Origin of the sequence: Bradyrhizobium sp. 215_C5_N1_1 (assembly GCF_052075935.1) — a bacterium.
Lineage (GTDB): Bacteria > Pseudomonadota > Alphaproteobacteria > Rhizobiales > Xanthobacteraceae > Bradyrhizobium > Bradyrhizobium barranii.
This window is the reverse complement of sequence record NZ_CP197228.1, coordinates 8,297,642-8,323,654: the sequence shown is the minus strand read 5'-3', so window position 1 is coordinate 8,323,654 and position 26,013 is coordinate 8,297,642. Positions and strand designations below refer to the sequence as shown.

Annotated in this window: 22 protein-coding genes, 1 tRNA gene and 4 pseudogenes; 14 read left to right on the top strand and 13 right to left on the bottom strand. The window is 60.1% G+C overall.

The features are described 5' to 3' along the window. Positions 1-307: 307 nt before the first annotated feature. Positions 308-668: pseudogene (locus tag AB7G19_RS40110) on the bottom strand (hypothetical protein). A gap of 1,036 nt (positions 669-1,704) precedes the next feature. Then, a pseudogene (locus tag AB7G19_RS40105) lies at positions 1,705-2,735 on the bottom strand (IS110 family transposase). Positions 2,736-2,977: 242 nt separating this feature from the next. Between AB7G19_RS40105 and AB7G19_RS40100 the strand changes: the two are divergent. The 3 genes and pseudogenes from AB7G19_RS40100 to AB7G19_RS40090 all read left to right on the top strand — a co-directional run bounded on the left by AB7G19_RS40100 (position 2,978) and on the right by AB7G19_RS40090 (position 7,054). After that, positions 2,978-4,540: a winged helix-turn-helix domain-containing protein gene (locus tag AB7G19_RS40100; protein ID WP_354114704.1), complete on the top strand. Its 1,563-nt coding sequence runs from the start codon at positions 2,978-2,980 to the stop codon at positions 4,538-4,540. A 127-nt stretch (positions 4,541-4,667) separates the two neighbouring features. Continuing rightward, positions 4,668-5,688: pseudogene (locus AB7G19_RS40095) on the top strand (IS110 family transposase). A gap of 928 nt (positions 5,689-6,616) precedes the next feature. Then, entirely contained in the window at positions 6,617-7,054 is a 438-nt protein-coding gene (locus tag AB7G19_RS40090; protein WP_071916327.1) for a YybH family protein, read from the top strand. Between the two features lie 154 nt (positions 7,055-7,208). Here the strand turns inward: AB7G19_RS40090 and AB7G19_RS40085 are convergent, their stop codons facing one another. From AB7G19_RS40085 to AB7G19_RS40070, 4 genes and pseudogenes are all read right to left on the bottom strand, one after another. Continuing rightward, positions 7,209-8,648 carry an IS1182 family transposase gene (locus AB7G19_RS40085; protein ID WP_354134850.1) on the bottom strand — a complete coding sequence of 480 codons (1,440 nt, stop codon included), beginning with the start codon at positions 8,646-8,648 and terminating at the stop codon, positions 7,209-7,211. Positions 8,649-9,056: 408 nt separating this feature from the next. Beyond that, positions 9,057-10,616 (bottom strand): hypothetical protein, encoded by a 1,560-nt coding sequence (locus tag AB7G19_RS40080; protein WP_354134849.1) that lies wholly within the window; start codon positions 10,614-10,616, stop codon positions 9,057-9,059. A gap of 386 nt (positions 10,617-11,002) precedes the next feature. Further along, a pseudogene (ligD, locus tag AB7G19_RS40075) lies at positions 11,003-11,910 on the bottom strand (non-homologous end-joining DNA ligase). A 3-nt stretch (positions 11,911-11,913) separates the two neighbouring features. Next, on the bottom strand, positions 11,914-12,117 hold the full coding sequence (locus AB7G19_RS40070) for a hypothetical protein (protein WP_439037682.1): 204 nt from the start codon (positions 12,115-12,117) through the stop codon (positions 11,914-11,916). Between the two features lie 252 nt (positions 12,118-12,369). On the opposite strand from AB7G19_RS40070, the gene AB7G19_RS40065 reads away from it, so the two are divergent. From AB7G19_RS40065 to AB7G19_RS40040, 6 genes are all read left to right on the top strand, one after another. Beyond that, the gene (locus AB7G19_RS40065) at positions 12,370-12,546 is read left to right on the top strand and encodes a hypothetical protein (RefSeq protein WP_354114698.1); all 177 of its coding nucleotides are present in this window, start codon (positions 12,370-12,372) and stop codon (positions 12,544-12,546) included. A gap of 492 nt (positions 12,547-13,038) precedes the next feature. Then, positions 13,039-13,425, top strand: a complete 387-nt coding sequence (locus AB7G19_RS40060) for a DUF1236 domain-containing protein (protein WP_354134934.1) — start codon at positions 13,039-13,041, stop codon at positions 13,423-13,425. Positions 13,426-14,626: 1,201 nt separating this feature from the next. Beyond that, a complete protein-coding gene (locus tag AB7G19_RS40055; RefSeq protein WP_439037683.1) occupies positions 14,627-14,953 on the top strand; it encodes a nuclear transport factor 2 family protein in 327 nt (108 codons plus the stop codon). Between the two features lie 327 nt (positions 14,954-15,280). Beyond that, positions 15,281-15,448, top strand: coding sequence for a hypothetical protein (locus AB7G19_RS40050; RefSeq protein ID WP_354134932.1), 168 nt, complete (start codon positions 15,281-15,283; stop codon positions 15,446-15,448). Positions 15,449-16,785: 1,337 nt separating this feature from the next. Further along, positions 16,786-16,962 (top strand): hypothetical protein, encoded by a 177-nt coding sequence (locus tag AB7G19_RS40045; protein ID WP_439034323.1) that lies wholly within the window; start codon positions 16,786-16,788, stop codon positions 16,960-16,962. Between the two features lie 1,272 nt (positions 16,963-18,234). Further along, positions 18,235-18,615 carry a hypothetical protein gene (locus AB7G19_RS40040; RefSeq protein ID WP_439034324.1) on the top strand — a complete coding sequence of 127 codons (381 nt, stop codon included), beginning with the start codon at positions 18,235-18,237 and terminating at the stop codon, positions 18,613-18,615. A 16-nt stretch (positions 18,616-18,631) separates the two neighbouring features. Here the strand turns inward: AB7G19_RS40040 and AB7G19_RS40035 are convergent, their stop codons facing one another. After that, on the bottom strand, positions 18,632-18,862 hold the full coding sequence (locus tag AB7G19_RS40035) for a hypothetical protein (protein WP_354134941.1): 231 nt from the start codon (positions 18,860-18,862) through the stop codon (positions 18,632-18,634). Further along, complete coding sequence (locus tag AB7G19_RS40030) at positions 18,862-19,224, bottom strand: hypothetical protein (RefSeq protein WP_354134942.1); 363 nt, start codon at positions 19,222-19,224, stop codon at positions 18,862-18,864. The genes AB7G19_RS40035 and AB7G19_RS40030 overlap by 1 nt, the downstream gene beginning before the upstream one ends. Positions 19,225-19,760: 536 nt before the next feature. On the opposite strand from AB7G19_RS40030, the gene AB7G19_RS40025 reads away from it, so the two are divergent. Next, on the top strand, positions 19,761-20,003 hold the full coding sequence (locus AB7G19_RS40025; protein ID WP_354133834.1) for a DUF6894 family protein: 243 nt from the start codon (positions 19,761-19,763) through the stop codon (positions 20,001-20,003). A gap of 353 nt (positions 20,004-20,356) precedes the next feature. Then, the gene (locus AB7G19_RS40020) at positions 20,357-20,482 is read left to right on the top strand and encodes a hypothetical protein (protein ID WP_354134944.1); all 126 of its coding nucleotides are present in this window, start codon (positions 20,357-20,359) and stop codon (positions 20,480-20,482) included. 477 nt (positions 20,483-20,959) lie between these two features. Here the strand turns inward: AB7G19_RS40020 and AB7G19_RS40015 are convergent, their stop codons facing one another. Continuing rightward, positions 20,960-21,166 (bottom strand): hypothetical protein, encoded by a 207-nt coding sequence (locus AB7G19_RS40015; protein ID WP_354134945.1) that lies wholly within the window; start codon positions 21,164-21,166, stop codon positions 20,960-20,962. 14 nt (positions 21,167-21,180) lie between these two features. On the opposite strand from AB7G19_RS40015, the gene AB7G19_RS40010 reads away from it, so the two are divergent. Beyond that, positions 21,181-21,254 (top strand) — tRNA-Gly (locus AB7G19_RS40010). 330 nt (positions 21,255-21,584) lie between these two features. Here the strand turns inward: AB7G19_RS40010 and AB7G19_RS40005 are convergent. The 4 genes from AB7G19_RS40005 to AB7G19_RS39990 all read right to left on the bottom strand — a co-directional run bounded on the left by AB7G19_RS40005 (position 21,585) and on the right by AB7G19_RS39990 (position 24,191). Beyond that, entirely contained in the window at positions 21,585-22,217 is a 633-nt protein-coding gene (locus AB7G19_RS40005) for a class I SAM-dependent methyltransferase (protein WP_439034325.1), read from the bottom strand. Between the two features lie 135 nt (positions 22,218-22,352). After that, positions 22,353-22,946, bottom strand: coding sequence for a malonic semialdehyde reductase (locus AB7G19_RS40000; protein WP_439037684.1), 594 nt, complete (start codon positions 22,944-22,946; stop codon positions 22,353-22,355). Between the two features lie 68 nt (positions 22,947-23,014). Next, positions 23,015-23,425, bottom strand: a complete 411-nt coding sequence (locus AB7G19_RS39995) for a nuclear transport factor 2 family protein (RefSeq protein WP_354134948.1) — start codon at positions 23,423-23,425, stop codon at positions 23,015-23,017. 31 nt (positions 23,426-23,456) lie between these two features. After that, positions 23,457-24,191 (bottom strand): SDR family NAD(P)-dependent oxidoreductase, encoded by a 735-nt coding sequence (locus AB7G19_RS39990; RefSeq protein WP_439037685.1) that lies wholly within the window; start codon positions 24,189-24,191, stop codon positions 23,457-23,459. Positions 24,192-24,481: 290 nt separating this feature from the next. On the opposite strand from AB7G19_RS39990, the gene AB7G19_RS39985 reads away from it, so the two are divergent. Together AB7G19_RS39985 and AB7G19_RS39980 are read left to right on the top strand one after the other, a co-directional pair. After that, positions 24,482-25,378, top strand: a complete 897-nt coding sequence (locus AB7G19_RS39985; protein ID WP_439037686.1) for a LysR family transcriptional regulator — start codon at positions 24,482-24,484, stop codon at positions 25,376-25,378. Between the two features lie 398 nt (positions 25,379-25,776). Then, a complete protein-coding gene (locus AB7G19_RS39980; RefSeq protein ID WP_354134894.1) occupies positions 25,777-25,986 on the top strand; it encodes a hypothetical protein in 210 nt (69 codons plus the stop codon). The last annotated feature ends 27 nt before the right edge of the window (positions 25,987-26,013 follow it).

Below are 26,013 nucleotides of genomic sequence, written 5' to 3'. Positions count from 1 at the left end.
CGTGGCGGTCCCGGCGTCTCCTTCCTCTCCAGCCCGAAGGCGCTTGGGGCCGCTCACATCGGTAGAGGCATCTCAGTGCCGCCAGCCGTCCTTGTCGACCTCCACCCGAAAGCCTTCCGGCATGCGCGGCACTTCACCTTCGCCAGCAGCGTTGCAGGCCGGGCAGGGGGCGCCAGCGCCGCCACAGCTGCTGGCGTGCGGGCCGTCCCAAGGGCGGTCCGGGTGGTTCTCGCAAACCCACCCGAGATCGTCGCAGTGGTGCACGTCGTGGCGCGTCCGCCGGCCAGCGGCTTACCCTCGCTGGACATCAGACGACCCCGCGCAAAGGCAGCGCGAGCTGCATGTCGAAGCGCCTTGTGGCGTTAGCAGCGATGAAGTCTTGCAATGAAGACGAGATCTCGGCGTCGGTGTCGGCCGCGCGCTGGGCCAACGCGTCGGCGACGTCGGAAGTCGCATCCCGCGACCAACCCTCGACGGCATTGAAGGATACAATTCGGAGCGGATAGGCGTACTGGCCGGACAGGAGATTTTGCAGAACGCCCTCGAGGTTAGTGTCAGCCTCATCCGTTTCCCGCCAGGCGCAACCGGCGCGCGCCGAAGTCGTCAAGCACCAGATAGGTGTCGCGGTCGAGGCGGTCGGCTGGCACGATCGAGGGCGAGGAACGCATACGCTACTCCGATACTACAAAGGCGAAGAGAACGGCCCCGGCTCCGGAGGGATCAAGGGGGTAGGCCGAGTCCGCTCCGCCAACTCTGGCAGCGAGCCAGCGACGATTCAAATATTCGCCTGCTCTTGTCGTTCCCCTTGGGACCCTTGTCCCGGAAGAAAAGGGCCCCAGCTCAAATGGGGATGAGCCGGGGCCTAGAGGTTACCTTCGGCGAGCCCGAGGGCGTCGGGAAAACTTGGCACTAGCCGCGATGTTCCTGCGCGATGGCTTGCTGGCGCCCGTGGCCGGACTCGAATCGGCAACACACTGATTACAGGTCAGCCGCTCTACCACTGAGCTACAAGCGGCTCCAGCCAGGCAGGGGGAGTGCAAGCTGGGGACGTGGCTTGTCGGCCACACGTCCGACTAAACCGAGACGGTTTGTCGGGATTCGGACAGACGAGCCAGCGCCATTTATTCAGCCTGTCAGCCATTGAAGTGGTGTGATCGGCGGATCAGCCCGGCGGTCTCCTCCAAGGGGCCGCCGGGTTTTTCCGGTTTGCCAGTGGCCAGGGGCTGACGCCGCTGAGTGAGCGGAGGCCAGTGGCTTGGATAAGGATCTTCATTTCAAAATTGCTGTCATCGCCCTTGGCGCGTTTACGACCGTCTTGGCTATCAGGCTGATATATCCTGTCTGAGGTGTTCCTTCGATGGCGGTGCTTGTTCAGCCGCATCGATGGAACCGTGACTGCAGGCGCATATCCCATGCAGCACGTCTGCACCCAACCGTGCAGACAATCGGCAGCCGGGAAAAATGGAACCCCTAGTACACTCTGCAGCATTGGTCGGAGCAGCCATGTGTTCGGCCTGTTTACGCGGTACGCATGACCGCTGGCCATAATGCCCTCCGCGGATCAGGTCCCGGTCAATAGCACGCATTCGACGATGCTGTGGCCCAAGTGGGTTGTCCTGATCGCCGGATCGACCCGGCGCTGCATTAGTGCTGTTCGCCCTTCCAACCGTTACGTCACACCCGGATGACCGGCTGTGATCTCGTTCACGCCGTAAGAGCGGCGGGTTCCTTGTAGTGTTCGCTCCTGGCCATCATCGCCCATGCCATCCTGGCGAGCTTATTGGCGAGTGCGATGGCCGCGACCTTGGTGGGGCGCCGCGCCAACAACGTAGTGAGCCAGGGCCGATGGCCCGTGCCATGGATTTTAGCATAGCGGATCACGGCGAGTGCGCCTGCCGTGAACAGGCGGCGCAAATAGCGATCGCCTTGCTTGCTGATACTGCCAAGCTTGCCCTTGCCCCCACTCGAGTTCTGCTTCGGCACGAGCCCAACCCAGGCCGAGAAGTCCCGTCCCGATCGGAAGGCGTTGGCATCGGCAACGCTCGCGACCAGCGCTGTTGCCAGCGCCGGCCCGACGCCCGGGATAGCGTCCAGCCGTTTGCTCGTCGCACTTGATCGATGCCAGGCGATGATGCGTCGGTCGAACTCCAGGATTTGGACCTTCAGGGCTCGCAATTGGCTGCCGAGAGCCGCAAGACACGCGCGGGCCGCCTCTGGGAGCCGGCGATCAGCTGTATCGGCCACGACTTCCAGCAACTGCTCGACACCCCTGCGCCCGACGGGGGCGACAATCCCGAACTCGGCAAGATAGGCGCGGATTGAATTGATGACGGCAGTCTGCTGGCGGATGAACAGATGGCGCGCTCGATGAAGCATCAGACAGCTCTGTTGCTCGACCGTCTTGGTCGGCACGAACCGCATGTTAGAACTCGTGACCGCCTCGCAAATCGCCTCCGCGTCCGTGGTGTCGTTCTTCTGCCGCTTGACATAGGGCTTCACATAGGCCGGAGGCATCAACCGCACCGTATGCCCAATGTCTCCAGCTCACGGGACCAATGGTGCGATGATGCGCAAGCCTCGATCCCCACCAGGCATGGCGGCAGTTTCCGGAAAAATGCCAGGACGTGCCGGCGCCTCAAGCGACGGCGTATGACCACCTGGCCGGCTGCATCAACGCCATGCACTTGAAAGACCGACTTCGCGATATCCAGACCGATTGTCGAAATTGACTGCATAGGATGCTCCTCCGAATCGTGGGAGCTTCAAAACGGCGCCCAATCCTTGGCACTCTCGCGCCGGTGGAGGAGCCGTCCACAGCATCACAAGCGGGAGGAGAGGGAATAAGGAACGCCAGTCCGGCCGCGGATTTAAGGACGAAGGCGTTGGTTTAGTGGCGCGCTAACAGCTCGCTTACATTTTCCTCACCGGCAGCTTATTGTTATGGTTTCCGAGGGTGGCCCCGGAGAGGGAATTCAGCTTGCGGTTTCTTTTTGAGGATTACGCATTGGATACCGACAGGCGCGAACTGCAGCGCGCAACAGACGTGGTTGTTGTCGCACCCCAAGTGTTCGATCTACTCGAATACCTGATCCGAAACAGAGAGCGCGTCGTCAGCAAGGACGACCTCATCAACGCCATCTGGAAAGGTCGCATCGTCTCGGATGCTGCGCTGACGACTCGCCTCAATGCCGCCCGGAGCGCAATCGGGGACACGGGCGATAAACAGCAGTTAATCAAAACATTGCCGCGCAAAGGTTTCCGCTTCGTTGGTGCAGTGCAGGAAGCCCGGAGGCCCGCAAATGAGACGGTTGGCCCAGTCGAGCGAACCGGCGACACGCCGCCGCGCCTATCCATCGTCGTGCTACCCTTCGCGAACCTGAGCGGTGATCGTGAGCAGGACTATTTCGTGGATGGTGTAACCGAGAGCTTGACCACGGACTTGTCGCGCATCAGTGGTTCATTTGTAATCGCACGGAACAGCGCCGTCTCATACAAGGGTAGAGCAGTCGATGTTCGGCAGGTCGGCCGCGAATTAAACGTTCGCTACGTGCTCGAAGGCTCAGTGCAACGCAGCGGCAATCGGCTTCGGATGAACGTGCAGTTGATCGATGCCCACAGCGGTCAGCATCTTTGGGCCGAGCGCTTCGAGAAGCCTGTCGGCGACCTGTTCGATATGCAGGACGAAATCGTGTCGAGGCTCGCCGGTACATTAGGTGCCCAGCTCATCGAGGCTGAGGCGCGACGAGCCGAGCGTACGCTGCATCCCGATGCGATGGACTTGTGCTTCCAGGGCCGGGCCTGGTTGATGAAGGGGATTAGCCTTGAATGCGTGACGCAAGCGCGGGGCTTCTTCGAGCGCTCGCTGGAGTTCGATCCCGGCAACGTCGAAGCAATGATTGGTCTGGCAAATGTTGATACGGTAGTTGGAGGTAGCTTTACGACGGATGATGGGCCCGCGCGGCTTGCGGCGGCCGAGGCGATAGTGAACAAGGTATTGTCGATTAGGCCGAACAGTGCCTCAGCCCACATGGCTCGGGGGTGGGTCCAGACCTTTACGAACCGGGCCGCCCAAGGCATCCGTGAGTTCGAACTTGCGTTGGCGCTGGCTCCGAATTTGGTCCACGCTCATGCTGCCCTTGGTTTCGCAAAATCCTACATAGGTCGCGCTGCCGAGACCGAAGGCCATATACTCGAAGCTTTACGGCTCTCTCCTCGCGACGTTTTCGCCTACCAGTGGGCGTGTTTTGCGGGCGTGGCCAAGCTGCTGCTTGGTTCAGACGTCGAAGGCGTCAGTTGGCTGCGACGAAGCACCGAGGCGAACCGTAACTTTCATCTCGCTCATATATCGCTCGCCGCTGCCTTGGCCTTGACCGGCGCGCTCGATGAGGCGCGAACTGCTGCGAGAACGGGACTTGCGCTCAACTCAGGTTTCACCATTCGTCGCTTGCTCGCAGCTCAACAAAGCGACAATCCAATTTACCTTGCCGGGCTGCAGCGCTTGTGTGAAGGCTGGCGCCTCGCTGGCGTGCCGGAAGGGTGACGAGCGCTTCGGGTCAGAAGTCGACTTCAGCGCGTTCCTGACCTACGTCGGCGAATGGGATGGTCCGGCCGTGCTCCTGCCCCGCCAGCGATAAGCTGGCCAGGGGCGCCAAGACAGGGAGCACGCCATGTCCCAGACACCCAGTACCGCGATCGCCGTGATCGGCATCGATATCGGCAAAAACTCGTTCCACGTCGTGGGCCACGATACGCGCGGCACCATCGTGCTGCGGCAAAAGTGGTCGCGTGGCCAGGTGGAGGCGCGGCTCGCCAATATGCCGCCTTGCCTGATCGGCATGGAAGCCTGCGTCGGCGCACATCATTTGAGCCGCAAACTCGCATCGTTAGGTCACGATGCCAGGTTGATGCCGGCCAAATATGTCCGCCCTTATAGCAAAGGACCGAAGAACGACTTCAATGACGCCGAAGCGATTGCCGAAGCCGTGCAGCGCCCGACGATGAAGTTCGTGGCGATCAAGACCGCGGAGCAACTCGATCTGCAGGCGCTGCATCGGGTGCGCGAGCGGCTGGTGTCGCAACGCCTTCATGCTGGAACGCGGGATCGCGGTGCGCCAGGGTATCGGCTTCCTGCGCACAGAACTGCCCACCATCCTTGCGACGCGCACCGATGCCCTGTCGCCACGCATGTTGCGTGTCATCGAGGAGTTGACAGGCGACTGGCGTCAGCTGGATCGATCGCATCGATAGCCTCTCCGGCGAGATCGAAGCACTGGCCCGTCAAGATCAGGCATGTTCGCGCCTGATGCGATCATTTCGAGCGCCATGGTGGCCGCGATCGGCACTGAAGACGTCTTCTCCAAAGGCCGTGACTTCGGCGCCTGGCTCGGACTGGTGCCCAAGCAGATCTCGACGGGAGACCGCACGATCCTCGGCAAAATCTCACGGCGCGGCAATCGCTACCTCCGCGTTCTGTTCGTGCAGGCGGCATGGGTGGTGCTGGTCAGGATCAAGAACTGGGAACGTTACGGACTCAGATCCTGGATCGAAGCCGCCAAGAAGCGATTGCACCACAACGTGCTGGCGATCGCACTCGCCAACAAGCTTGCCCGCATCGCCTGGGCGGTGCTGGCTAAAGGACGCGCCTTCGAGCTGACAAGGACCAACGATGCAGGCGTCCGACCCGCTTGATCCTCGCGCCGTGCTCGGCGCGGTCAAGGCGCGGCCTGGCAACGCCGGAGCCAGCCGCAAGCCAAGCGCAACGGCCGGCCTTGACCGCCCGTGCGCGCGACGCGACGCACGTCCTGCGGGCCGGGACGAAGGAACGGCCCCTGGCTCGAACACAGGAACTGCGAGGTAGGAGGAGCATGCGATGACGTAACCCCATCAACAGGTTCCAGCCGAAGTCTGCGAGAGGATGAGACGAGATGGAGGTCCGGTCTTCCCGGCGCATGCGAACACTGGTGACCCAAATGGCCCAATCGAGGCCTGTTCGCTAATGAGAACGCACGCGCGCTGATATCCATGATGGCCCGGAGCAAACCAATCAAAGGCCGGATACATTGATGCAAGACCACTCACCACCTGATCGACGAACCTCTTGCTACGCACGGCCGGACCATACAAGGTCACAAGCGGCTGTCCAGCTGGTGTCAGCTCAAAGCCCAAAGCCGACAATACGGCGATTGAGACAGATGATAGCTAAGGGCCAAGGCCGAATTACACTGTGACCAACGCAGGGATTTCCGACCGTGTGCCGCGTCTCCCATTTGTCAGCGCCGTTGACGGTAATTGCCCGGAATTGCTGTTCCGCGAACTATTGGGTGGAGTCCTTCCAACCAATCATGATGAATGTGCCTTCGCAGAACTGGTCATGGTGGTTGAAGTTCGGCGCGTGGACCGGATGCATTAGCGATGTCATGACGCGCGATATGGACTCCCGAGGTGAACGGCGCCGTTGAAGTTGCCATCGCCTGCACCTCTTTCGTAATGAAACAATGGCCGGCCACAGCGCGACCGGCGACGGTGTCGTCATGCTGGCGGGAGCGCAGCCGCGGCAGACGACCGGAGAGATGATCTAATCATTCGGGAAAGGCGTTATCCAACAGAGGAGTATCCTATGAAGTTGGCTCAAACATCAACACTACTCATTTGTCTGCTCGGCGCGCCGGGAATTTCGTTGGCCGCGGACGCCAAGGGGGACGTGGAGAAGGCTTACGCCGCTTGGGATGCCGCATTTAATAAGCACGACGAGAAAGCCATCGGCGCCTCCTATGTCGCGACGGCAAAATTGATGCCGCCCACACATCAGGTCGCGTCGGGGCCGGCCGAGATCGAGAAGTTCTTTGCCGGACTCTTCGCGAGCGGTGTGACGGATCACAAGTTGGAGATGATCGATGCCGGCGGAGACGACAAGGTCGTCTTCGGCACAGCCAAGTGGAGCGCTACGGGTAAGGACAAGGAGGGCAAGCCGTCTCCCTTCAGTGGTTTGGCGACGCACGTCTTCGAACGCCAAGCCGACGGATCGCTCAAATTGAGGCTGCAAACATTCAACTAAAGCGGTCGAAGCTTAATCGGTCCGGCGAGGCGGCGGCCTTACCGGACGCCCAAAAGGGCTACTTGTCTCCGGTGCAAGATATGTCCGGGTTGGGTCTTGGTCGTGTAAAAACGCCTTCCGCGGGAGGGCGGTGATAAGCCATGACGGTTCGGTCTCAGGCCGCGATCGCGGCCATCAGCGGCTTGGTCCCGACGATGTTCATGGCCCGTGTCAGGTTATAGGCCAGGACCGAGAGAGCCATCTCGGCGGCTACGTTTGGAAGCGTTTTGGTGAGGAAGTGTGTCGCTCCCATGCGGGCCTTCATGGTGCCGAACGGATGCTCAACCGTCTCGCGACGCACGCGCATGGCTTGTACGTTTGCCTCAAGGCGCTGCTGCACAGCTTCGAGCAGATGCTCATGCTCCCATCGTGGAATCCGTCGCTCCGGGCCTGTCGTGCATTGCGATTTGAGCGAACATTTTTGACAGGCTGTGGTCCAGTAGCGCCTTATCCGCTTGCCATCTTCCTCGTTCGTAAAGCGATACGGCAGTTGCTCCCCAGCCGGACAGCGATAGGCGTCTTCCTCCGGCAAATAGACAAAGTCCTGCTTGCCGAAGCGACCATCTGACTTGGCACCCGACGTCTGCGGCTTGGGTAGAGTCACGATGATGCCGGCCTCGTGGCACGCGAGGATTTCCAGGCTGCTGAAGTAGCCGCGATCGGCAACGGCCTCGAGGGTCTCGGTCTTGAGAACAGCCTTCGCCTGCTTGGCCACATTGGCCAGCTGAGCCCGATCCGAGCCGCTGTGCGTCACCTTATGCGTCACAATCAGATGGTGCTCGGTATCTACGGCGACCTGCACATTGTAGCCAACGACGCCGGAACCGCGCCCGCTCGTCGCCATCGAACGGCTGTCGGGATCGGTCAGTGAGATCTGCTGGTCAGGCGAAGCACGCATCTGCTTCTCGTAGACGGCAAGCTTGCCCATCTCCTCCTTCAGCTTTGTAAGCTTCTCATTCAGCCTCGTCACCTTCGCAGCCAGTGCCTCCGTCGGCTCTTGCCGGTCGGCCGTGTCAAGTTGGCTCAGATAGCGCGAGACGCTCTCCTCCAGCTGGGCACGCCGTCGTTCCACCTTCGCCCGTGTGAAGTTCCTGTCGCGGTTGTTCACGGCCTTGAACTTGCTGCCATCGATGGCAACGCTCGCCGTCGCGAGGAGGCCCATCTCGCGGCAGAGCTCGACGAAGCGAGCACATACCCTGCGCAGCGCCAGGCCATTGTCTTTGCGGAAGTCTGCGATTGTCTTGTGATCAGGTGTGAGCCGACCCAGCAGCCACATGACTTCGACATTGCGTCCGGCTTCGCGTTCGAGTCGCCGGCTCGACTGCACCCGGTTCAGATAGCCGTAAATGTAAAGCTTGAGGAGAATTGAGGGGTGGTACGATGGCCGACCAGTCGCTGCTGGCTCCACACCCTCAAAGCTCATCTCAGCCAAATCGAGCGCATCGACAAACACGTCGATCACGCGAACAGGGTTGTTCTCGTCAATGAAATCATCGAGGCATTCGGGCAATAGCGTCCACTGCCCACGATCCGCCTGCTCAACGAAGCGCCTCATCAGCTTCCCCCGCAGAATCACGAGAGAATCATAGCAAAGCAGCGGCGTTTTCACACAGCCAGGGTCGGTAGCAGAAGCTGGCGGGCAGGAAGTGCGACTGCTGGATCAGGCGGAGCCGGCGGCGGCGCGGGCTGGGGGTGCTGGATCGGGCGGCGGTGCAATTCGGCCGCTAGCGGTCAAGGCGCTTCGAGCAGCCCTGGGTCGACCAACCCGGGCGCGACATCAATGACCCGAAGATGAAGGGGAAGTAGTCCCATCGCGAGCGGCCGCCGGATATGATCCAGCGGGCTATCTTCATGATGCGTTCGCTTATGAGCAGGAGCAGTCGCGGTTGAGGACCGCATTCGTTGGAGCGATTGCCTTGGTTTTGAGGATCGGTGACTAAATCGCCGACGAAGAGGAACGCTCTCAGACAAACAAAAAGTCATTCGCCGTCATCAAATTGGTGAAGTTTGCAAGTGTAACTTGATCGACTCCTGCGATGATAATGGTGCTAGTTCCATTTTGGGTTATGACAAGATCATCGAACGACTGCACGCCCGCCACGTCAATGAAAGCGATCTTATCATCTTGGCATTGGCTGAAGTCCCCGATGACATTCTGAGTTCCGACCGTCGTTGCACCATCATCCTTGAATACGAACGTGTCGCTACCGCCAAGAGCATTGCCGCGCAGTTGGCCATCGCCCCACATCTCGTTGCTGACCGTGCAACCGGGCGCCGCGGTTCCAGCGTAGAGGACATCGCTGCCTCCCTTGGCACGACCCGAAAGTTGCTCCGCGTCGCCCCATAAGAAGTTATCGACCCGGCCGCTACCAACGGCCTCGCCGCCGACAATAAGATCATCGCCTCCTTGGGTCGCGCCGCCCATGGCCTGAGCGTCCCCATACAGCTCATTTACAACATCAGTCAGGGACCTGTCGCCGCCGCTTAGACTGTCATTGCCCCCGCTGGCAGCGTCGAGCATCGTAACAGCATCGCCGACGGCGAAGTTCTTGCTCCCCTGGAACGTCGCAACGTCGTCGCCGCCTTGCGCATGCCCGGACATTGTGGCGCCGGCGTCCCCGTAAAAAGACACTGTGGAGCCGCCCTCGTTGACGAAAGTATCGTTGCCGCCCTTGGCAAAGCCGGAGATGTCGCCGCCGGCATCGCCATAAAAGGTCTTTGACGTTACCGCCCCACCGGAGCCCATGAAACTGTCGTCGCCTCCCTCAGCATGGCCCGACATGTTACCTCCGGCATCACCATAGAACACCTGCGTGGCGAACAAGGCCCCGTTGAAGGTGTCGTTGCCACCTTTGCTGTAGCCGGTCATGTCACCGCCGGCATCTCCGTAGAATGTGTTGCCTGAGTCCGTTCTGGCTGTGAATGTGTCATCGCCGCCGTGGGCGTGACCGGACATATTGCTCCCGGTATCACCAAAAAAGACGTTTGTTGCCTGCCTGGAGCCCTGGAAGCTGTCATTGCCACCCTTGCTGTAGCCAGACATGTCGCCGCCCGCATCGCCATAAAAGGTGTGGGTGCCACCCTGTACCGTCTGAGTTATAAAAGTGTCGTCGCCGCCCTGAGCGTGACCCGACATGGCGCCGCCGGCATCGCCGAAGAACGTATTGATTTGCTGTCTGCCAGTTCCACTCAAGAAGGTGTCGTTGCCGCCCTTACTGTGCTCCGACATGTCCGCGCCAGCGTCCCCGTAGGCAGTGACACCAGCCAATGGGAGTCCGTTGAACGTGTCATCGCCGCCCTGCGCAAAATCGAAAATGCTGCCAACCACGTCACCATAAAATGTGTAATTGGAAAGTCCGACTTCATCGAAGGTGTCGTTGCCCCCCTTCGAGAAGTCGAACAGGTTCCCACCAGCATCGCCGAACAAGGTCGGTGCGCCCGGGGTGCCTATCAGGTTGTCGTCGGTGCCGAATTGATGATTGACCAGGTCCTCCGGAGTAAGTGGAACAGGCTGCCTGCGCATCGCGAGTCCTCCTCGACTGCATCCAGCGCAATCTTAGGATGTTACGTCAGACCGCGCGCGAGCTATAAAGAGGTATATCTTTGGACAGATCGCATTCCTGTCGGGAACGCCCATGGTTACCTAGTTCATTGCTGCGCTTATGCGCTGGCATGTCAACATGGCGCGATGATCGTGCGAAAAAGCGCGGCGCCGGGCGGGGCGCTCCCAGAGCGGCGCCTGCGGCTTAGCGTTATGTTTCTGGGCGACATTCCCACACAGTAAACGTTTGTGCGAGTACTGGGGAAACAGCGACCTCGACACTGCGCTCGCAGGGCATGTTGAACTAGTCGAAATCGCTAAAAGTCGACTGCATTAACGGAGCGGATTTCCGGGCAGCCCGCCATGCTCTAGAGATCCTCGCGCAACGCTTTGAAGAACGGATGCCGCACCTTCCCCTCGGCCGACTTCGCTCGGTACTCAATCTCAGCAAGAAGCTTCGGTTCGACCCAGATGCCTTTGTGCGCTATCCGCTTCGCGTAGGGCTGCGTCTTCCGGACCAGCGGCTCGAGGCGCCGCCGCAGCTCGGCCGCCGACGTCTTGTCGAAGCCATGGTCGACCTTGCCAGCGTAAACCAGGTCAGAACCCTTTCGCCGAGCAAGGTATATGCCGTACCATTTGCCGTCGTCGAGCGCGAAGCCGGCGATGGTGAGTGTCTCGCGCTGGGCGCAGGTTTTCTTGACCCAATTATTGGTGCGGCCGACCGGGTAGACGCTGTCGCGCACCTTGGAGACGACGCCTTCGAGCCGATCTTGCAGGCATGGGCAAACATCTCGTTCCCGTCGATCTCGAAACTCGCGCTGAACTGAACGTCGGTGCCGGCAATGATCTTCTTCAGCTCCGCCTTGCGCTGAAACAGCGGTAACTTCTGGATGTCCCTGCCGTTGAGGTAGAGCAAGTCGAAAGCGACCAGAACGATCTTCGTTGACTTGCCTGTGAGCTCATTCTGCAGAACCGAGAAGTCCGTCGTGCCGTCGGTGGCAGGTACGACAATCTCTCCGTCGATGATGGCCGAGTGCCAGGCGTCATCGGAAACCTTCTTGAAACGCTTGGTCCAGTCGTGGCCGCGCCGTGTGAAGACCTTGACGGCTTCGTTCGCGAGGTGGACTTGCACGCGGTAGCCGTCGAACTTGATTTCGTGAATCCATCGCTCGCCGGATGGCACGCGGTCGGTCGCGGAGGCGAGAGCCGGCACGACGAAGCCGGGCAGGGGCGCCTTGACACCGAGTGCATCCGGCTTTTTCCGCTGAAACGCCACGGGCTAGACCAGGCGCAGGCTGAACTGCCGCGCATCTTGAGGCGCGTAGCGATCGACGAACTCCTGAAGATGCGAGGGCACGTCGTTCAGTTGGAGATTACAGCGATGTTGAATTTCGCGTGCGACATCCTCTGACACATCTTCGGACCAGCGCTCCGACGTGTTGAAGGCGACCACCTTGATAGGTCGCTTGTACTGGCCCGTCATCAGGTCTTGAAACCGTCTCCAGGTCGGCCGCTTCCATGTCCGTCTCGCGCCAAGCGCTGCCGGCGCGGCCAAAATCGTCCGCGACCAGATAAACGGTCGGCTCATCGGCCGGAATAATGGACGGGGTCCACCGGGACTGACGCATAATACGCAACTCCACAAAGAACCCGGATTCAATTTGAGGGGGCCCGATTCGTTCCAGAAACTGTGAAGAGGGGCGCCAGAGAGGCAAAGCAATATCGGGAGGACGAAATGGCGGTCAACAAGCCCACCGGCGACAGCGCTCGCAAAGGTGCGGTCAAGAAGCGTTCGCAGACGAAGGCGACATTGGGTGGAGCTTCCGCCTTCACTAAAGCGCGACAAGGCGTCCGGCGAATTCATGGGCGTCAAGAAGCCCGCGAAGGGCAAGAAGGCCGCAAAGAAATTTAAGGGCGTGCGGCTTGAGAAGAAAGCTACCAAAAAGAAAAAAGCAAAGAAGAGCTAGGCGGCTCTTCACGTGCGCCCTAATCTGGACGTTCGCTCAATCCTGATCTCAACATAGCCCTTCAGAGTAACGCGAGCGGACAGCGAGTTGGCGGGAGGAATTACCCGAACCCATCCTTCTTCAGGATTTGCCGCAGTGTATTCGATCTGCTCCGCATCGTTCAGGAAAATGCGGATTTTGAATCCGTCGAGCAAAAGATAGCAATAATTGCGAAAGCCTTCTTAGTCGCAACTTCTTGCAACCGGTCCATGAAACTGCGGCTTTCCAATCAAGAGGTACCCGTCTTAGCAACGTATGCCTGACAGCAACGCTGCGCCGCCGCGGCCTGAACTGTTACGCAGTAACATTCTCCAGCGCGCCTTTCATCACGGAGGAACCGGAACAATGCTCTGGCCCAGCGGTTGACGGCGCATCAACAACCACTGGAGAGAGTGGACATGAAAACCCGTCTTGCGATTTCATTGGCTGCTGTGTCGCTGCTGGCGGCGTCGAGTGTAGCCTTTGCCCAGTCGACGACCGAACAGGGCGCCAGGGACGGCGCGCGTGCGGGCGGCGACATCGGTGGCCCGGTCGGCGCGATGGTCGGCGGCACCGTCGGTGCGGCCGTTGGCGCCGGCCTCGAAATTCCGAATGCCGTGCTCGGCGGAATCCCGCGCGACGACTCCGTCGTGATCCACGAGCGCGTCGTCGTCGGCGAGCCCTTGCCCCCGACCGTGGTCTTGCGCCCGGTGCCGAACTACACCGAGTATCGCTACGCGGTGGTGAATGATCGCCGCGTCATCGTCGAACCGCGCACGCGCCGCGTCGTCAAAATCATCGACTAATCGGTCAAAGCGTGTAGGTTTTTAAGAGGCGGGGCCCCGCGGAGTGACGCTCCGCGGGGCCTTTAGTTTGTCAGAGCCGAACTGGCGCGAAACCGCCGGCGCCTAGTTGGGAGATCAGGCGTTCCGAGAAACCCGCCAGGCAACTGTGGCGGGTTTTCTCGTGTCTAGGCTGACGAGGTGGCAGCCGTTTGCGCACGGTCTGCGGGCGCGTCCCAATGAAACTTTTGGTCCCGGCGGAAATTGTGTATCGGGCCAAATTTCGCTTCGGAGGATCGGTAATGGCCAATTCTGTTCGCCCGTGGACCTCAGATGACCTTGAGAAGCTCAAGGCGATGGCCGGGAATCACCGCCGCGACGAGATAGCCGCTGAATTGAACCGAGGCGTCTCGTCGGTGGCTGTCAAAGCGCATCAGCTCGGCATCTCTTTGCGATACCACGGGCTGCCAAAGCGTCGACCGTCAACAGCCCAGTCAGCGCCGGGCCATTGACTCGATTGTTTTCGCTCACCTGCGTTGCGCGTCAGGCGATCCCGCGCAAGGGCAGGGCCAACTGCATGTCCGTGCCGGCCGACCGCCTCGATCGCGACATCCGATCGAGGGCGAAGAACGCATACGCTGCTCCGATACAATAACGGGGGAGAGACGGCCACTATCTGGTGCTCGAAGAGGAGCGCAGAGCGCAAAAAAAAGCCCCGCTTAAGCGGGGCTTTTGAAAGTAGCTGTTCCATTTCGAGCGCGTCAGGAAGCTTTGGAGAGCCCACCCGACACGATCAGGTTGGTGCAGTTAGCCGGTTTCGTCAATCAACCTTTGTTAATTCACCCAAGAAAAAACGGCCCCGCAAGATGCAGGGCAAAAGTGGCAATTCACAAGTGAACAGTTCATGTTGATGAACGATCAGCGCCTGCAACTTTGTCACGCGTGATCACAGCTCTATATAACGTCCGTTTCAGGTCATTAGGCGTAGCTTCATCTGCCGTGGTCCTTGGAAGGCTTGCGCCGCTAGTAGCGGTCTATGACCCACCGGCCGCGGATGCTCGAAGGCGACCCGTCGTCTTTCTTGCTCTTTGCAGAAGCATTGGCCAGACCGAACCGACCTGCCTTTTATCCTCGACCAACTAAGAGGAGGTGACAATCCCGGGAACAACTGGCAATTTCTCCCTACTCGCTGCGACGAACGAGAACACGGCAGGGAGGTAGGAATATGTCCTTTGACCCGATGGCCGCTGCCGTTGCCTGGCTTGATGCCTACCGCGCTGGAGACATTGAAACTATCTTGGCAATGTATGCCGAAGACGCGGTGGTTCACTGCAGCTGCGAAGGCATAAAAATTATCACCAGCACAGACAGCTTGCGTGCTTACTGGGATGACCGCCTTAGGAAGCGTCCCGCGTCCCATCTAGACAACCTGCAGCTATCAGGGGATGGAACAGTAATCTCGTATGTCACACGCGAGGGTGTCGTGAGCGCCTTATTAACTTTCGATGCATCCGGGCAGATCGCGTCACTTACCTGCGGTCCTTCAAACTAAAATGCATATCGGACGTTGAGCCGGCGACGACTAAGGTCCGCTGCGAGTAGTCAGGACGTCGGCTACGCTCTCACCACGTCGGCTATGGCTTAAACTCGACAAAACTCAAAGAGAGCACAATGCGTCCGCTTTCGGCACATTGCCCCCACCCCCGCCGGCATCTTCGTCGCGCCATTCGAGCCAGGCGCGATCGGCCCGGATCTGTTCGACGCGGCCTGCCGCATGAACGGAAGCAGCCAAGGCTCTGGCCGACAAGCCGCACGGCCTCGCTGTCGCGCACCAGGCATCGCAGGCAGCACCAGCGCGGGCGGGCAATACACTTAGACCATGCGCGACATCGCCAAGCAGGTTGTCGAAACCATGCGGGCAACACCGTTCCTGCTCGCCATCTTGATTATCAATCTGGCGGCGTTGGTCGGCTTCGCGTTCACGCTGCGCGAGGTTGGCAAGGCGGTTGCCCGGCGTGACGCGATGCTCGAACGCTGCATCAAATAGGAAACGGACCGCGAGGGCGATGGCGCGCACGGCGACGCTCACCATGGCGGGCAATCAGCTAGGGATCGTCGGACGCCTTAGACGAACCCTAAACGTGGGGCGTCGATTTCGAGCTTGGGTCTCCCGAACGTCGGGGATTATCTCTGTAACTAGGGCGGAGGTGCGCTCTCTGGGCACGCCTCGCGCAACCTTGCCCGTAACGAGCTCTTCGAAGGCAGACAAAAGTTTACGCTCATCCTCTATCATCTGCTGAAGAGCGTCCGTTTCCTGCTTGAGTGGGTCGTCGTCAGACATCAGTGCCTCACTCTAGTGGGAGCCGTAAATACGCCGCCGGGCTCTAATACATTGTCCCGGCGGCGGTGTTCATTTCCAGCCCCGAGGTGGGACTAACAAAAACCTCGGATACACATTTTACGCACGAGACCTAGGATGGTTCAGTTTGCGGGATGCCAATAAGAGGCCTCTGACTCACCGCTGGCGATCCCAAAGAAACGAAGGCGGCGATTTTCTCGCTGCGGCCCGCGCCGTGTCAAAAAATGCCGGATAAAAGATCTAAAAGATCTAAGTGGAGTATGGAGCCAGCCCCGGCGTTTTCGGCCTGCAAGATGAACTATTTCACAAGTGGGCCGCTTGCTTAACCCGGGATGAGGGAAGGCCCGCCTGGGGCTGGCTGAGCTGGCGGGCCTTCACCCCAAGCACAAGAGCGCGCGTTCTCCCAACACGGCCCCGTCCCGAAACCGAGACTGCTCGTGTTTACTTAACGAGCGGCTGAGAACCGGTTCAGGAACCTTCTCAGGCATGGAGCATTTTCGAGTCGCTTCTGGCCTTTACCCCGGAGGTCGGAAGCTACGTGACAGCACGGCTCCAGCTTCTGCCAAGGCTGGAGCCGGAGCTTTTTTTGCGGCCCCGTGGTTGCCGCCTCAGTTCTAATTTGAATTTCGTGCTGGCCTATTTCGAGCAACCCGTCGCGCACAGCACGTTCCCGCAGGCGAGCACATAGCTAAATTTAGTGCTGCGACGCAGCGACGAATTATAAGAACTGCCCCGCCTCACAGCGTTAACTCCTGTCACCGCCCGATCCGTGGCTTCTATCGGTGATGAGATCGCCTCTCTGCGCTCCCGCCCAATCCAACAAGGGAGCACGCCATGTTTCAGCGGCGACGTTTCAGACATCAGTTAGCGCTTAAGGACCGGCTGGCGGCTTGGTCCGAGCGTCTTGAACAGCAGGTCACCCAGCTTCCGCGAGGTCCCGAGCGAGAAGCCCTTTCCGTAAAGGCGCGGCAAGCCGACATTGCGATCCATCTGGATGATTGGGCGCGATCTCCCGGCTTGCCGAAATGAAGGATTTTCAGGCTTCAATTGAAAAGCTTCGGCGTGACGCAGCCGAAGCCGCCCTGATCCGGGATCTCGCGACGGACCGGATCAAACGCGACCTTTACGATAGGCTGCACATACATCTAAGTAGGCTTGCTGATGAGGTTGAGCTGGCGATGAAGTCTAAACAGGCGGGCTAGACAGCTCGACCGAGGCGTGCGCGCTAACTACCATTCGTTGCGCATCGCCTGCTCGACGCGGTCGCTTAGAAGTTCTGGAGGTGGGTATCGGCCACTAGCCTGCTAATTCCACTTCCTGCGCAACTTCTCCGCTGGGTCAAGGAGCTCGCTCATCCCGCACTCAACAACGTGCCGTTCATTTAGTTCGGCGAGCTGGTCCCGCCATACCGCGTCGTGTTCAGCGATCGTGCGCATATTCTGATCGAGTCCAGGTTTTACAACTCTTGCTTTTACAACTCTACGGCTCCGCTTGGGTACTTCCAATGTATTGCCTCGTGTTTCCTGTTCCTGTTAGTACTGGAATAGCTTACATCCTCAGGGTGTCACCCACGTCTCGCTATGATACCGGCGAGGGGCCAACAGCGACGTTATTCCGTTCTTCAACCGTGATGCAGCGTATTGCGTATCAACCAACGAGGTGCGTTGGTCGGCTCGGCTCATAAACCGCGCGCGTCGCGCGTTGACTCAGTGACTTTGTCGCTTGCAACTTCTAGCTTAGATTGTTGCGATCTGAATGGCTATCACGATTATGAGGCGACTGTACTTGATCACTAGCGAGCACAATGCCTCCGCTTTCGGGCTTCTCCCAGTTAGGGTGTGGTGGTGTTCGGCATGCACAGGCACGCCGGCGCGCACGCCGATGGTCCCGACGCGGACCTCGCCGGAATAGATGTGCCAAGTCTCCTCATGCGGATTGTCGGCGCGGCGGCGGGAGGGCGGTCAGTCAGAGAACGGGCCAGCCGCTGGATCGAGGGGCATTGCGGCTAGGCCAACAGGTTGGTCAACAGGTCTCGTCAAAAAGGCCCCGGCCCAAATGGGGCATGAGCCGGGGCCTCCAAGTATGCCCTCACGAGTTGAGGGCATCGGGAAAACTTGGCAAAAGCCACGATGTTCCTGGCTCGGCGGAAGTCCCCCGATTCCAAAAACCTCAGCGATGCAGTGGATGCACGCCGATTTTTGCGGCGACGTGGGATGGAGGAGAGCGGGCCTAGCGCGTCATCAACCATAGCTTCGATGTTCTTCCGAGAGTATTCGCGGGCCGTGTAGCGCGGTCCAGGCTCCTCTGGAAGATCCCGCATTTCCATACAAGCGAAGCCACCTCGTGGCACTCCGGCGCACCAAGATTTCGGCGAGTGATCCACCATCAACGTGGGTGGCCTGGAGAGTGGTGGACCCCTAGGAACTTTCGGAGGTGCAACTCATTGAGCGGTTATTCAAGTAGAGGACCGCTCTGTGAACCACATCGCCGTTATCTTGATCTTACTCGTTGGCGGCTCGTCGCTCGCATTGGCCCAGAGTACGGGTGGATCGAGCAGTAGCGGCTCGGCAACGAGTGGAACTGCGGCCACCGGCTCCAAAGGTTATGCTGGCGGCACCCTATCGACCGGGCATACCATAAGCGGCACTGCGGGCTCCTCCAGTCCCAACGTGGGCAACGCGCTCAGCCACGCGGCGACCGGCGACGTGGATGCTTCCTCTGTTAGTCCGGCTCCAACTTCCCACGACAACGCGGTGGATACGCCCGCCGCCGAACGCGCCATAAAGAATTTGGGCAACACCGATATCGGCATTCTCAAGAAGAAGACCGCGACGAGAAAAACGAGGAGAGCCTAGCCGCGCGGGCGGCCTCTCAGTGCCGCCAGCCGTCCTTGTCGACCTCCACCCGAAAGCCTTCCGGCATGCGCGGCACTTCACCTGCAGTAGCGTTGCAGGCCGAGCAGGGCGCGCCAGCGCCGCCACAGGCGCAGGCGCGTGGTCCATCCCAAGGGCGGTCCGGGTGGTTCTCGCAAACCCAGCCGAGGTTGTCGCAGTTGGTGCAGGTCGTGGTCATTCCACCGGCGGCCTTTTCCTCGCTGGGCATTAGGCGATCCCGCGCAAGGGCAGCGCTAGCTGCATGTCGAAGCGCCTTGTGGCGTTGGCCGTGATGAAGGCTTGCAGTGCAGACGCGATCTCGGCGTCGGTGTCGGCTGCGCGCTGGGCCAGTGCGTCGGCGACGTCGGAGGTCACATCCCGCGACCATCCCTCGACGGGATTGAAGGATACAATTCGCACTGGATAGGCGTACTGGCCAGACAGGAGATTTTGCAGGACCGTCTCGAGGTCGGTGTCAGCCTCATCCGTCTCGCGCCAGGCGCAACCGGCACGCGCGCCGAAGTCTTCAAGCACCAGATAGATATCGCGGTCGGGGCGGTCGGCCGGCACGATCGAGGGCGAGGAACGCATACGCGACTCCGATACGACAAAGGAGGAGAGACGGCCCCGGCTGCAGGGGTCTAGGGGGTAGGCCGAGGCCGCTCCGCCAGCTCTGGCGGCGAGCCAGCGACGACTCAAACATCAGCCGCCCTTGTGGTTCCTTTTCCAAACTGAAGGGGCGCTTCCGTATTTAACCGGTGTCACAAGACTGATTTTAACGGGGCCTAACATGGTAGAAGGCAAGCCAGCGGGGAAGGCGCTCCTGTGACCCGCACGGCCAACAGAAGGCAGAGCCAGTGATCAACATTGCTGAGTGCCGAAAACATGCTGATCTCTACAAGAGACTTTCTGGCGCGAGCGGCATTTCCAAAGATCGAGCCGATGTCCTGAAAAACATCGCCCGAACTTATGTGGGTTTGGCTGGCCAACTGGATAGACTGGCTTCTCTCGCGAGGAATGAGCAGAGGTAGGGTACCGGCCTGCTTCCGGCATCAGTCGCCTAGTTTGATTTGGGTGTGGCCTGTTTTACGAAAGAAACAATTTGAGGTTGGCGTCGTTCTGGTCTGATGAGACGGTACTATTTTGACATCAGAGAGGGTGACGAGATTTTCTCGGATGAGGAAGGTCTGGAACTCTCAACCATAGAGAAGGTGCAGGAAGAGGCGGCGCGCTCGCTTGCCGATATGGCCCGAGATGCCGTCCGGACCCCAGGGGACGGCAGCCACCAGATGTCGATTGAAGTCCGGGACGACGGCGGTCCGGTGCTCCAGCTCAAATTTACATTCGAGGTCGAACGGCGCAGGCATTGAGGCCGCCTCCGTTGGCGGGCTGTGTTCCTTCTGTCGGGAACCCAAGTTCGGGTCTATGGTCTCAAAATCACCGCCCGTCCGAGGCGCCTATCGGTAACTGAGAGTGCTCCATACTCCCGCCCTCTATGCCGAGCGGAAGCCATGTGTGAGAAGTGCATTCAGTACGAGGACAAGATCGCCCGGTATCGGCGCCTGTCGCTCGGAATCAACGACCGACAAACGCTGGACGGAATTGCAGTCCTGATCGCACAGGCGACGGACGCGAAGGCCCTCATTCATCGTCTCCACCGGAAGAGCAAGGCAGTCAGTAGGACGGCTTCACATTCGGCGCTGGATTCCTAGCGGGGCTCTTTATGTTCGACTTCGATCTATTTTCCAAACGCGAATGGGCGACGATGATTGTTGCTTTCGCGGCTGTGACCGCGCTCGCCCTCTACGGCTTTTTCCAGTTTCTCGACTACCTAGCACCACGCCTGTAAGGCCCCTCGGTTTCCCGCCCACAAACCAAACTCTCACCTCTCGTTCAATCGGCACGATAGGCGCAACCCAAGCCTCTCCGGGCGCCGCTGGATCAACCCACGTTGTAGGGCTATAGATTCCACCAGGGAATGCCTTGTCGCCATAGAGCGGGCGCACGGCTGCCGGCAAAGCCCCTGCAACATCTGAGGTAGGCAATGCCCTACCACCGGACCCGATATAGCGCTCGGCATATGCGTCTCGCCATTTCGCGGCGCAGAGGGCATCTTTCGTCCAAGCTATTTGCTCACCCCAGCCGGCGACATTTCGCAACGCCCGCACGAAGGCCACAGAGCCGTAGACAAAGGTTCGGCCAATTGGCCGGGCGGGCGCCGCCACCTACGGGAAGGAAATGTCATCCACCTCGATGCCAGCCGATCGCGCGGCCCGAGCAAGGGGACCGGTGTTGGCGACTACGTGGTTATTTTGGCCGAACAGCTTCACGTCACTTTCGCTCCTTGCCCACGACTGTTTATGAAGCGGCCGACCGCGGTGTCGGTCCGAGGAGCCAGTTCGACGGCGAGCCGGCGCTGGTATTCCGCGCGGTCAACGAGCTCGCCGAAGAGTTCGGCGTCCTGGAAATAGACGTCAATCTTGCCCTCGACGATCGTCTCGTCGGTGCGGCGAACGTATTCCATCATGCTCATCATACATCATCCTCGCGGGCGTAGTTCAACGGTAGAGCGTCAGCCTTCCAAGCTGAATACGAGGGTTCGATTCCCTTCACCCGCTCCAGCCTTTTCATAGACTTAGCGAGCGGGTCGGATTTTGTTCTGACAAACGGGCTGCTTTACACGTTCTGATGCTCGCTTTCCGATCGACTGTTTCGCGTGTTTTTTGATAGTCGTCCTGTTCCCCGCACGGCTCTGGACCGACTGAAGTGCGGGCTCATCAAAGCCGAATATCTTGGCTTGGAAAAGCGGTGCCGAATGCGCGTGCGGAAATCGGCGACGATGGCGTGGAAATAGGACAGGTCTGCGAAGTGAAGTGGTCAGACGATCAGTCGCCGGCTCTGCGGCGGTGATCTGCACTTCGAGGTCGACATAAAGTTGGCGCGGGGACCTGTCAGGGCTTCACGAACCGATAGGCGAAGCGATCGGTCTCGCCCTTGATCGAGGGATCGAACACCTTGATCGAGTGCGGATCGCCCTTGTTCGCGAGCATGGTGCTTTCCGCGTCCAGTACGAAGCCGGCCGCCTCCACCTCCTCGCGAACGGATGCAGGATCAATCCGATGCAGCGACTGGGCGTCGCTCGTGCCCGCCCCGACGGCGGCGGCGTGGTCTACGATGACGTAGGACCCACCGGGCTTCAGCCGCTCGTAGGCAGATCGATTGAATTGGGCCGCTGTCGCACCCCTGGCCTGGATCAGCGCAGTGTGGAGATCGTGGTAGAACAGATGCAGCCACAGGACATCGGCTGGTTGCGTGGCCTCCGGCATCGCGACTAGGTCCGCCGAGACGGCTTCGACGTTCTCTCGGCCCGGCTCCTTCGCAAGCGTTCGCATGCGGCCGACCGGATCGTTCTTGAAGTGGGCGACTTCGGCCGGCACGAAGCTGTAGACCCGTCCTTCGGGTCCCACGACGTCGGAGAAGAGACGGGTCCAGTCGCCGTCGCCTGGGTAAACGTCGATGACGGTGGCGCCCGCGTCTAAACGTGCGAACCGGATCAACTCGGATAGCTTGGATTGGTCGTACATCGGGATCTCCATTGCGGTTGGGAATTCGACGAGCGCGCGGCCTGCGAGGCGGCGATCTACGGCTCATTCACCGCCGACCCCGAACCGATGGCCACAGACGGCCAGCGCTTTGACTGTTCGCTCCGAAGCCTGGACTTAGGCCCAGCGGCCGGCCTCCTCAAAACTAAGGCGAGGATTGCGCGGAAACACGGAAGCTGGATCGCCGTGGCCAATGCTGCAAATGAAGTTCGACCGAATCCGCGTGCCTGAGAAGAACGCCTCATCCACGCCGGCGTTGTCGAAGCCGGACATGGGTCCGCAGTCCAGTCCCAACGCCCGCGCAGCGACGATGAGGTAAGCGGCCTGCAGCGTTCCGTTTCGCATTGCCGTCACCTCGGCCACGTCTGGTGCCGCAAAGTATTTCTGCATGACCTCGGCAGCGTGAGGCAAAAGCTTTGGCAGCTCGCCGGCGAAATCCAAATCGTGGCCGATAATGACCGTGACAGAAGCCTTCGGAATCTTCGGCTTATTCGGTTCCGCAGCGAGCCCGGCGAGCGTTGCCTTTCCATCTGGGCTACGCACCCAGACAAACCGCGCGGGGCTACTGTTCGCAGAGGTCGGGCCCCATTTCAGTAGGTCATAAATCTCGCGTACCAGATCGTCCCCTACTGGACGATCTGCCCATCCGTTGGGGGTGCGAGCGGAGCGGAAGATCTGATCAAGCGACTGATCGTTTAGAGCGGAATTCATAGATAGGGTCCATTCGTATAAGCGGCATAAATCAGGAGATGCGATCGCAATTCACCCGTCGAACTTGACTAGGTCCTTGCGTCGATCTGCGAGGCCCGCGCCAATGCTTGCGTGTCGACGTATTCCCGGATGTGGACGACTTTGCCGTCTCGAACGGTAATGTCGAAGACCCACTCGTCCTTGAACGGCCTGTTTGTGGCTTTGATTTTTCCCGTAGCAACGCCGACGACCATAACCCTGTCTCCCTGCGCTACGAATTCGGGGGGCTTCGGGTATTGCGTTTCCACCTCTTCGGACGCCTTCTTGAGAACAGCCGCCAACTCCGCGTGCCCGCGGTGCGTGCCTGCAAGCGGCCAGCATTCGCCCGGAATGATCCACTCGATATCTTCTGCAGCCAACGCCAGCAGATCGCGCGCGTTGTTGCTGCCCATGGCGGCAAAGAAATTCTTCACAAGCTTGACATTCTCTTCGGTGCTCATCGTATCTCTCCGTTTTCGGCTCGGCGCGAATTCAGATGGCCGAGAAGCCGCCGTCGACGGACAACTCCACCCCGTTCACGAAGCTCGAATCGTCTGAAGCAAGAAATAGCGCGGCTGCCGCAATTTCCTCGGGACGACCCATCTTTCCCCTCGGGATCAGGGATTCGAACATCCGCGTCGCTTCCTCGGTGAGAACCTGGTCCTGCATCGGTGTGGCGATCGGCCCTGGGTGCAGCACGTTCACCCGGATATTCCTGCCCTTGAGTTCGTTGAGCCACCCGCGTGCGAATGCGTGCAGCGCCGCCTTGCTCGCCGCATACACACTGTAACCGGGAAAACCTTTGATCGAAGCAACTGACCCGGTCATCAAGATCGATCCGCCGTCGTTTAACAGCGGCAACGCCTTCGGGACCGTAAACAGCGTGCCGCGCGTATTCAGGCCGAAGGTCGCGTCGAAATGCTGCTCGGTAATCTCGCCCAGTGGGACGGCTTCGCCCGTGCCAGCGCTCGCGTACAGGATGTCGATCCTGCCCTGTTCCCGCTTGACCGTGTCGAACAGACGGTCGAGGTCGTCGAGATTGGCCGCGTCGCCGCGCACGCCGGTCACGTTCCGGCCGATCAGCTTGACGGCCTGGTCCAGCGCCTCCTGTTTCCGGCCCGTGATGAAAACATAGGCGCCTTCTTCAACGAACCGCTGGGCGCTCGCCAGCGCCATGCCGCTCGATCCACCCGTGATGACTGCAACCTTACCTTCAAGCTTTCCCATGACTTCTCCTTTGAGACTCCGTCTTTGGTCGTTCGGGGGAGGCCCCCGAGGAACTCGACATAGGTCCGTCGTCGTCAGGCGTTGAGTGCGGAAGCGCGCACATCGGTGGTGCGAAATCGATCCGGCTGGACGGCTGGCGCCAGCCGCGACGATTGGCGTCCGCCGTTCGGAATTGGGCTGCGCTTGCCGGCTTGGGCTGTAATGACCGCCCGTGCTACCCACATACGAGATGCTGTTCGATGTATTGGACGGGCTCTGGAAGGCGCACCCCAGCGGTGCCGGATTGCACCATGATCGACTGGGACGACGTTCGCTACTTTCTTGCCGTCGCGCGCGGAGGCTCGGTGCGGGCCGCCGCCGAGCGCCTCGGGGTGAACCATTCGACCGTGCTGCGACGGGTCGCTCAGCTGGAGGAACGGCTCGGGGCGCTCATGTTCGAGAAGCTGCCTTCGGGCTACCGCCTGACGGGGGCTGGGGAGGAGGTCCTCGAGCTCGCGGACCAGATGGAAGCGTCGTCGCACCTGCTGGAGACGCGTGTCTTCGGCCGCGACCAGGGCGTGCGCGGGCTTCTGCGGGTGACGCTGGCACCGCCGCTTGCGACACACCTGCTCATGCCTGATTTCGCCGATTTCGCGCGTCTGCATCCGGACATCGAGATGGACATCCTGTCGTTCGGCGAGCTGGCAAATCTGACCAACCGGGAGGCCGACGTCGCGATCCGCGTCGTCTACGACCGCAAAACCCTGCCGCTCAATCTTCACGGCCTGAAGGGACCGGAGCTGTTCGGCGGCGTTTACATGTCCCGCGATCGACTGGCCGCGTGGCGTGCGGGCGCGCCCGATCCCGTCCGGTGGATCGTCATCAGCATTCATGGAATCCCGGACTGGGCCAGCGAGGGTGAGGTTCGCACCACGGGGGTTCCATTCAGGACCACTGACGCCGAGTCGCAGATCGTTGCTGTACGGCAAGGGCTCGGGTTGACGACACTGCCGTGTTTCGTTGGCGATGCCGACCCCCTACTGGTGAGGGTGCCGGGCACCGACCTGCACATGTACGGAACGCTCTGGCTTCTCACACAGGGGGAGACACGCAAGACGAAGCGCGTGCGGCTCTTCATGGAGTTCGTATCCCTCAGGCTCTCCGCGTACGCTCCGCTTCTCGCGGGGATGTCCATATCGCGCGGCTGACGCGCGGCGACGCTGGCAGTGGACAAGTGCCGGCAAGCGGATCCCCAACGCCCGAGTTAGGATTTCCTGAGTCACGGCACCGTTGGCGCCCTCTCAAAGACACAGGGATATTACGAGCGGGGCAACTCTAGGGAGGCGTTTGTTGTGGGTCCGGGATTTGTACCTTTCTCGCGTCCGAGCCGAATGTTCTGCGACCATGGGGCTCGTAACCGCTGACCTTGCCCCGCGGGCTTAATCCAGCTTGAAGTTCGTTCTGGCCCAAGACAAGGACCAGAGCATGAAGCGCAGCCGCTTTTCGGAAGAGCAGGCGCTGGCCGTACTTATTGGTGCGGGAACAAGTGGCAATTCCACGGGTTTTCCGAACCGTCTGTGTTGCATGGTTATGCGCCGAGGCATCGATGAAGACCAAGCTACCCGGGAAGTTGTCACACTACGATAAGATGGCCGCCTCCGCTCAGCAATTTTTCAAGGAGGCGACGGCGTGTCGCGAGGAGGCGGCTCGGAGCCTCGACCAGGTCGATCGAGAAGGCTGGCTGAAGCTTGCGAGCGAATGGACGGAGCTCGCGCTCGCGGCCGAGCGGGGCCAGATTTTCCGCCGGGACATTTGATCCCAGAGACCTATGGAGAACGTTGCG

Bases quoted from the DNA above. Each gene is read 5' to 3' on its own strand.
- AB7G19_RS39990 (WP_439037685.1), bottom strand. From the start codon at position 24,191: ATGGGAAAGCTTGAAGGTAAGGTTGCAGTCATCACGGGTGGATCGAGC.
- AB7G19_RS40070 (WP_439037682.1), bottom strand. From the start codon at position 12,117: ATGACGGGCCAGTACAAGCGACCTATCAAGGTGGTCGCCTTCAACACG.
- AB7G19_RS40045 (WP_439034323.1), top strand. From the start codon at position 16,786: ATGAAGGATTTTCAGGCTTCAATTGAAAAGCTTCGGCGTGACGCAGCC.
- AB7G19_RS40090 (WP_071916327.1), top strand. From the start codon at position 6,617: ATGAAGTTGGCTCAAACATCAACACTACTCATTTGTCTGCTCGGCGCG.
- AB7G19_RS40055 (WP_439037683.1), top strand. From the start codon at position 14,627: ATGTCCTTTGACCCGATGGCCGCTGCCGTTGCCTGGCTTGATGCCTAC.
- AB7G19_RS40000 (WP_439037684.1), bottom strand. From the start codon at position 22,946: ATGAATTCCGCTCTAAACGATCAGTCGCTTGATCAGATCTTCCGCTCC.
- AB7G19_RS40050 (WP_354134932.1), top strand. From the start codon at position 15,281: ATGCGCGACATCGCCAAGCAGGTTGTCGAAACCATGCGGGCAACACCG.
- AB7G19_RS40015 (WP_354134945.1), bottom strand. From the start codon at position 21,166: ATGAGCATGATGGAATACGTTCGCCGCACCGACGAGACGATCGTCGAG.
- AB7G19_RS40035 (WP_354134941.1), bottom strand. From the start codon at position 18,862: ATGCCCAGCGAGGAAAAGGCCGCCGGTGGAATGACCACGACCTGCACC.
- AB7G19_RS40005 (WP_439034325.1), bottom strand. From the start codon at position 22,217: ATGTACGACCAATCCAAGCTATCCGAGTTGATCCGGTTCGCACGTTTA.
- AB7G19_RS39985 (WP_439037686.1), top strand. From the start codon at position 24,482: ATGATCGACTGGGACGACGTTCGCTACTTTCTTGCCGTCGCGCGCGGA.
- AB7G19_RS40020 (WP_354134944.1), top strand. From the start codon at position 20,357: ATGTTCGACTTCGATCTATTTTCCAAACGCGAATGGGCGACGATGATT.
- AB7G19_RS40030 (WP_354134942.1), bottom strand. From the start codon at position 19,224: ATGCGTTCCTCGCCCTCGATCGTGCCGGCCGACCGCCCCGACCGCGAT.
- AB7G19_RS40060 (WP_354134934.1), top strand. From the start codon at position 13,039: ATGAAAACCCGTCTTGCGATTTCATTGGCTGCTGTGTCGCTGCTGGCG.
- AB7G19_RS39995 (WP_354134948.1), bottom strand. From the start codon at position 23,425: ATGAGCACCGAAGAGAATGTCAAGCTTGTGAAGAATTTCTTTGCCGCC.
- AB7G19_RS39980 (WP_354134894.1), top strand. From the start codon at position 25,777: ATGAAGACCAAGCTACCCGGGAAGTTGTCACACTACGATAAGATGGCC.
- AB7G19_RS40065 (WP_354114698.1), top strand. From the start codon at position 12,370: ATGGCGGTCAACAAGCCCACCGGCGACAGCGCTCGCAAAGGTGCGGTC.
- AB7G19_RS40080 (WP_354134849.1), bottom strand. From the start codon at position 10,616: ATGCGCAGGCAGCCTGTTCCACTTACTCCGGAGGACCTGGTCAATCAT.
- AB7G19_RS40025 (WP_354133834.1), top strand. From the start codon at position 19,761: ATGAGACGGTACTATTTTGACATCAGAGAGGGTGACGAGATTTTCTCG.
- AB7G19_RS40085 (WP_354134850.1), bottom strand. From the start codon at position 8,648: ATGAGGCGCTTCGTTGAGCAGGCGGATCGTGGGCAGTGGACGCTATTG.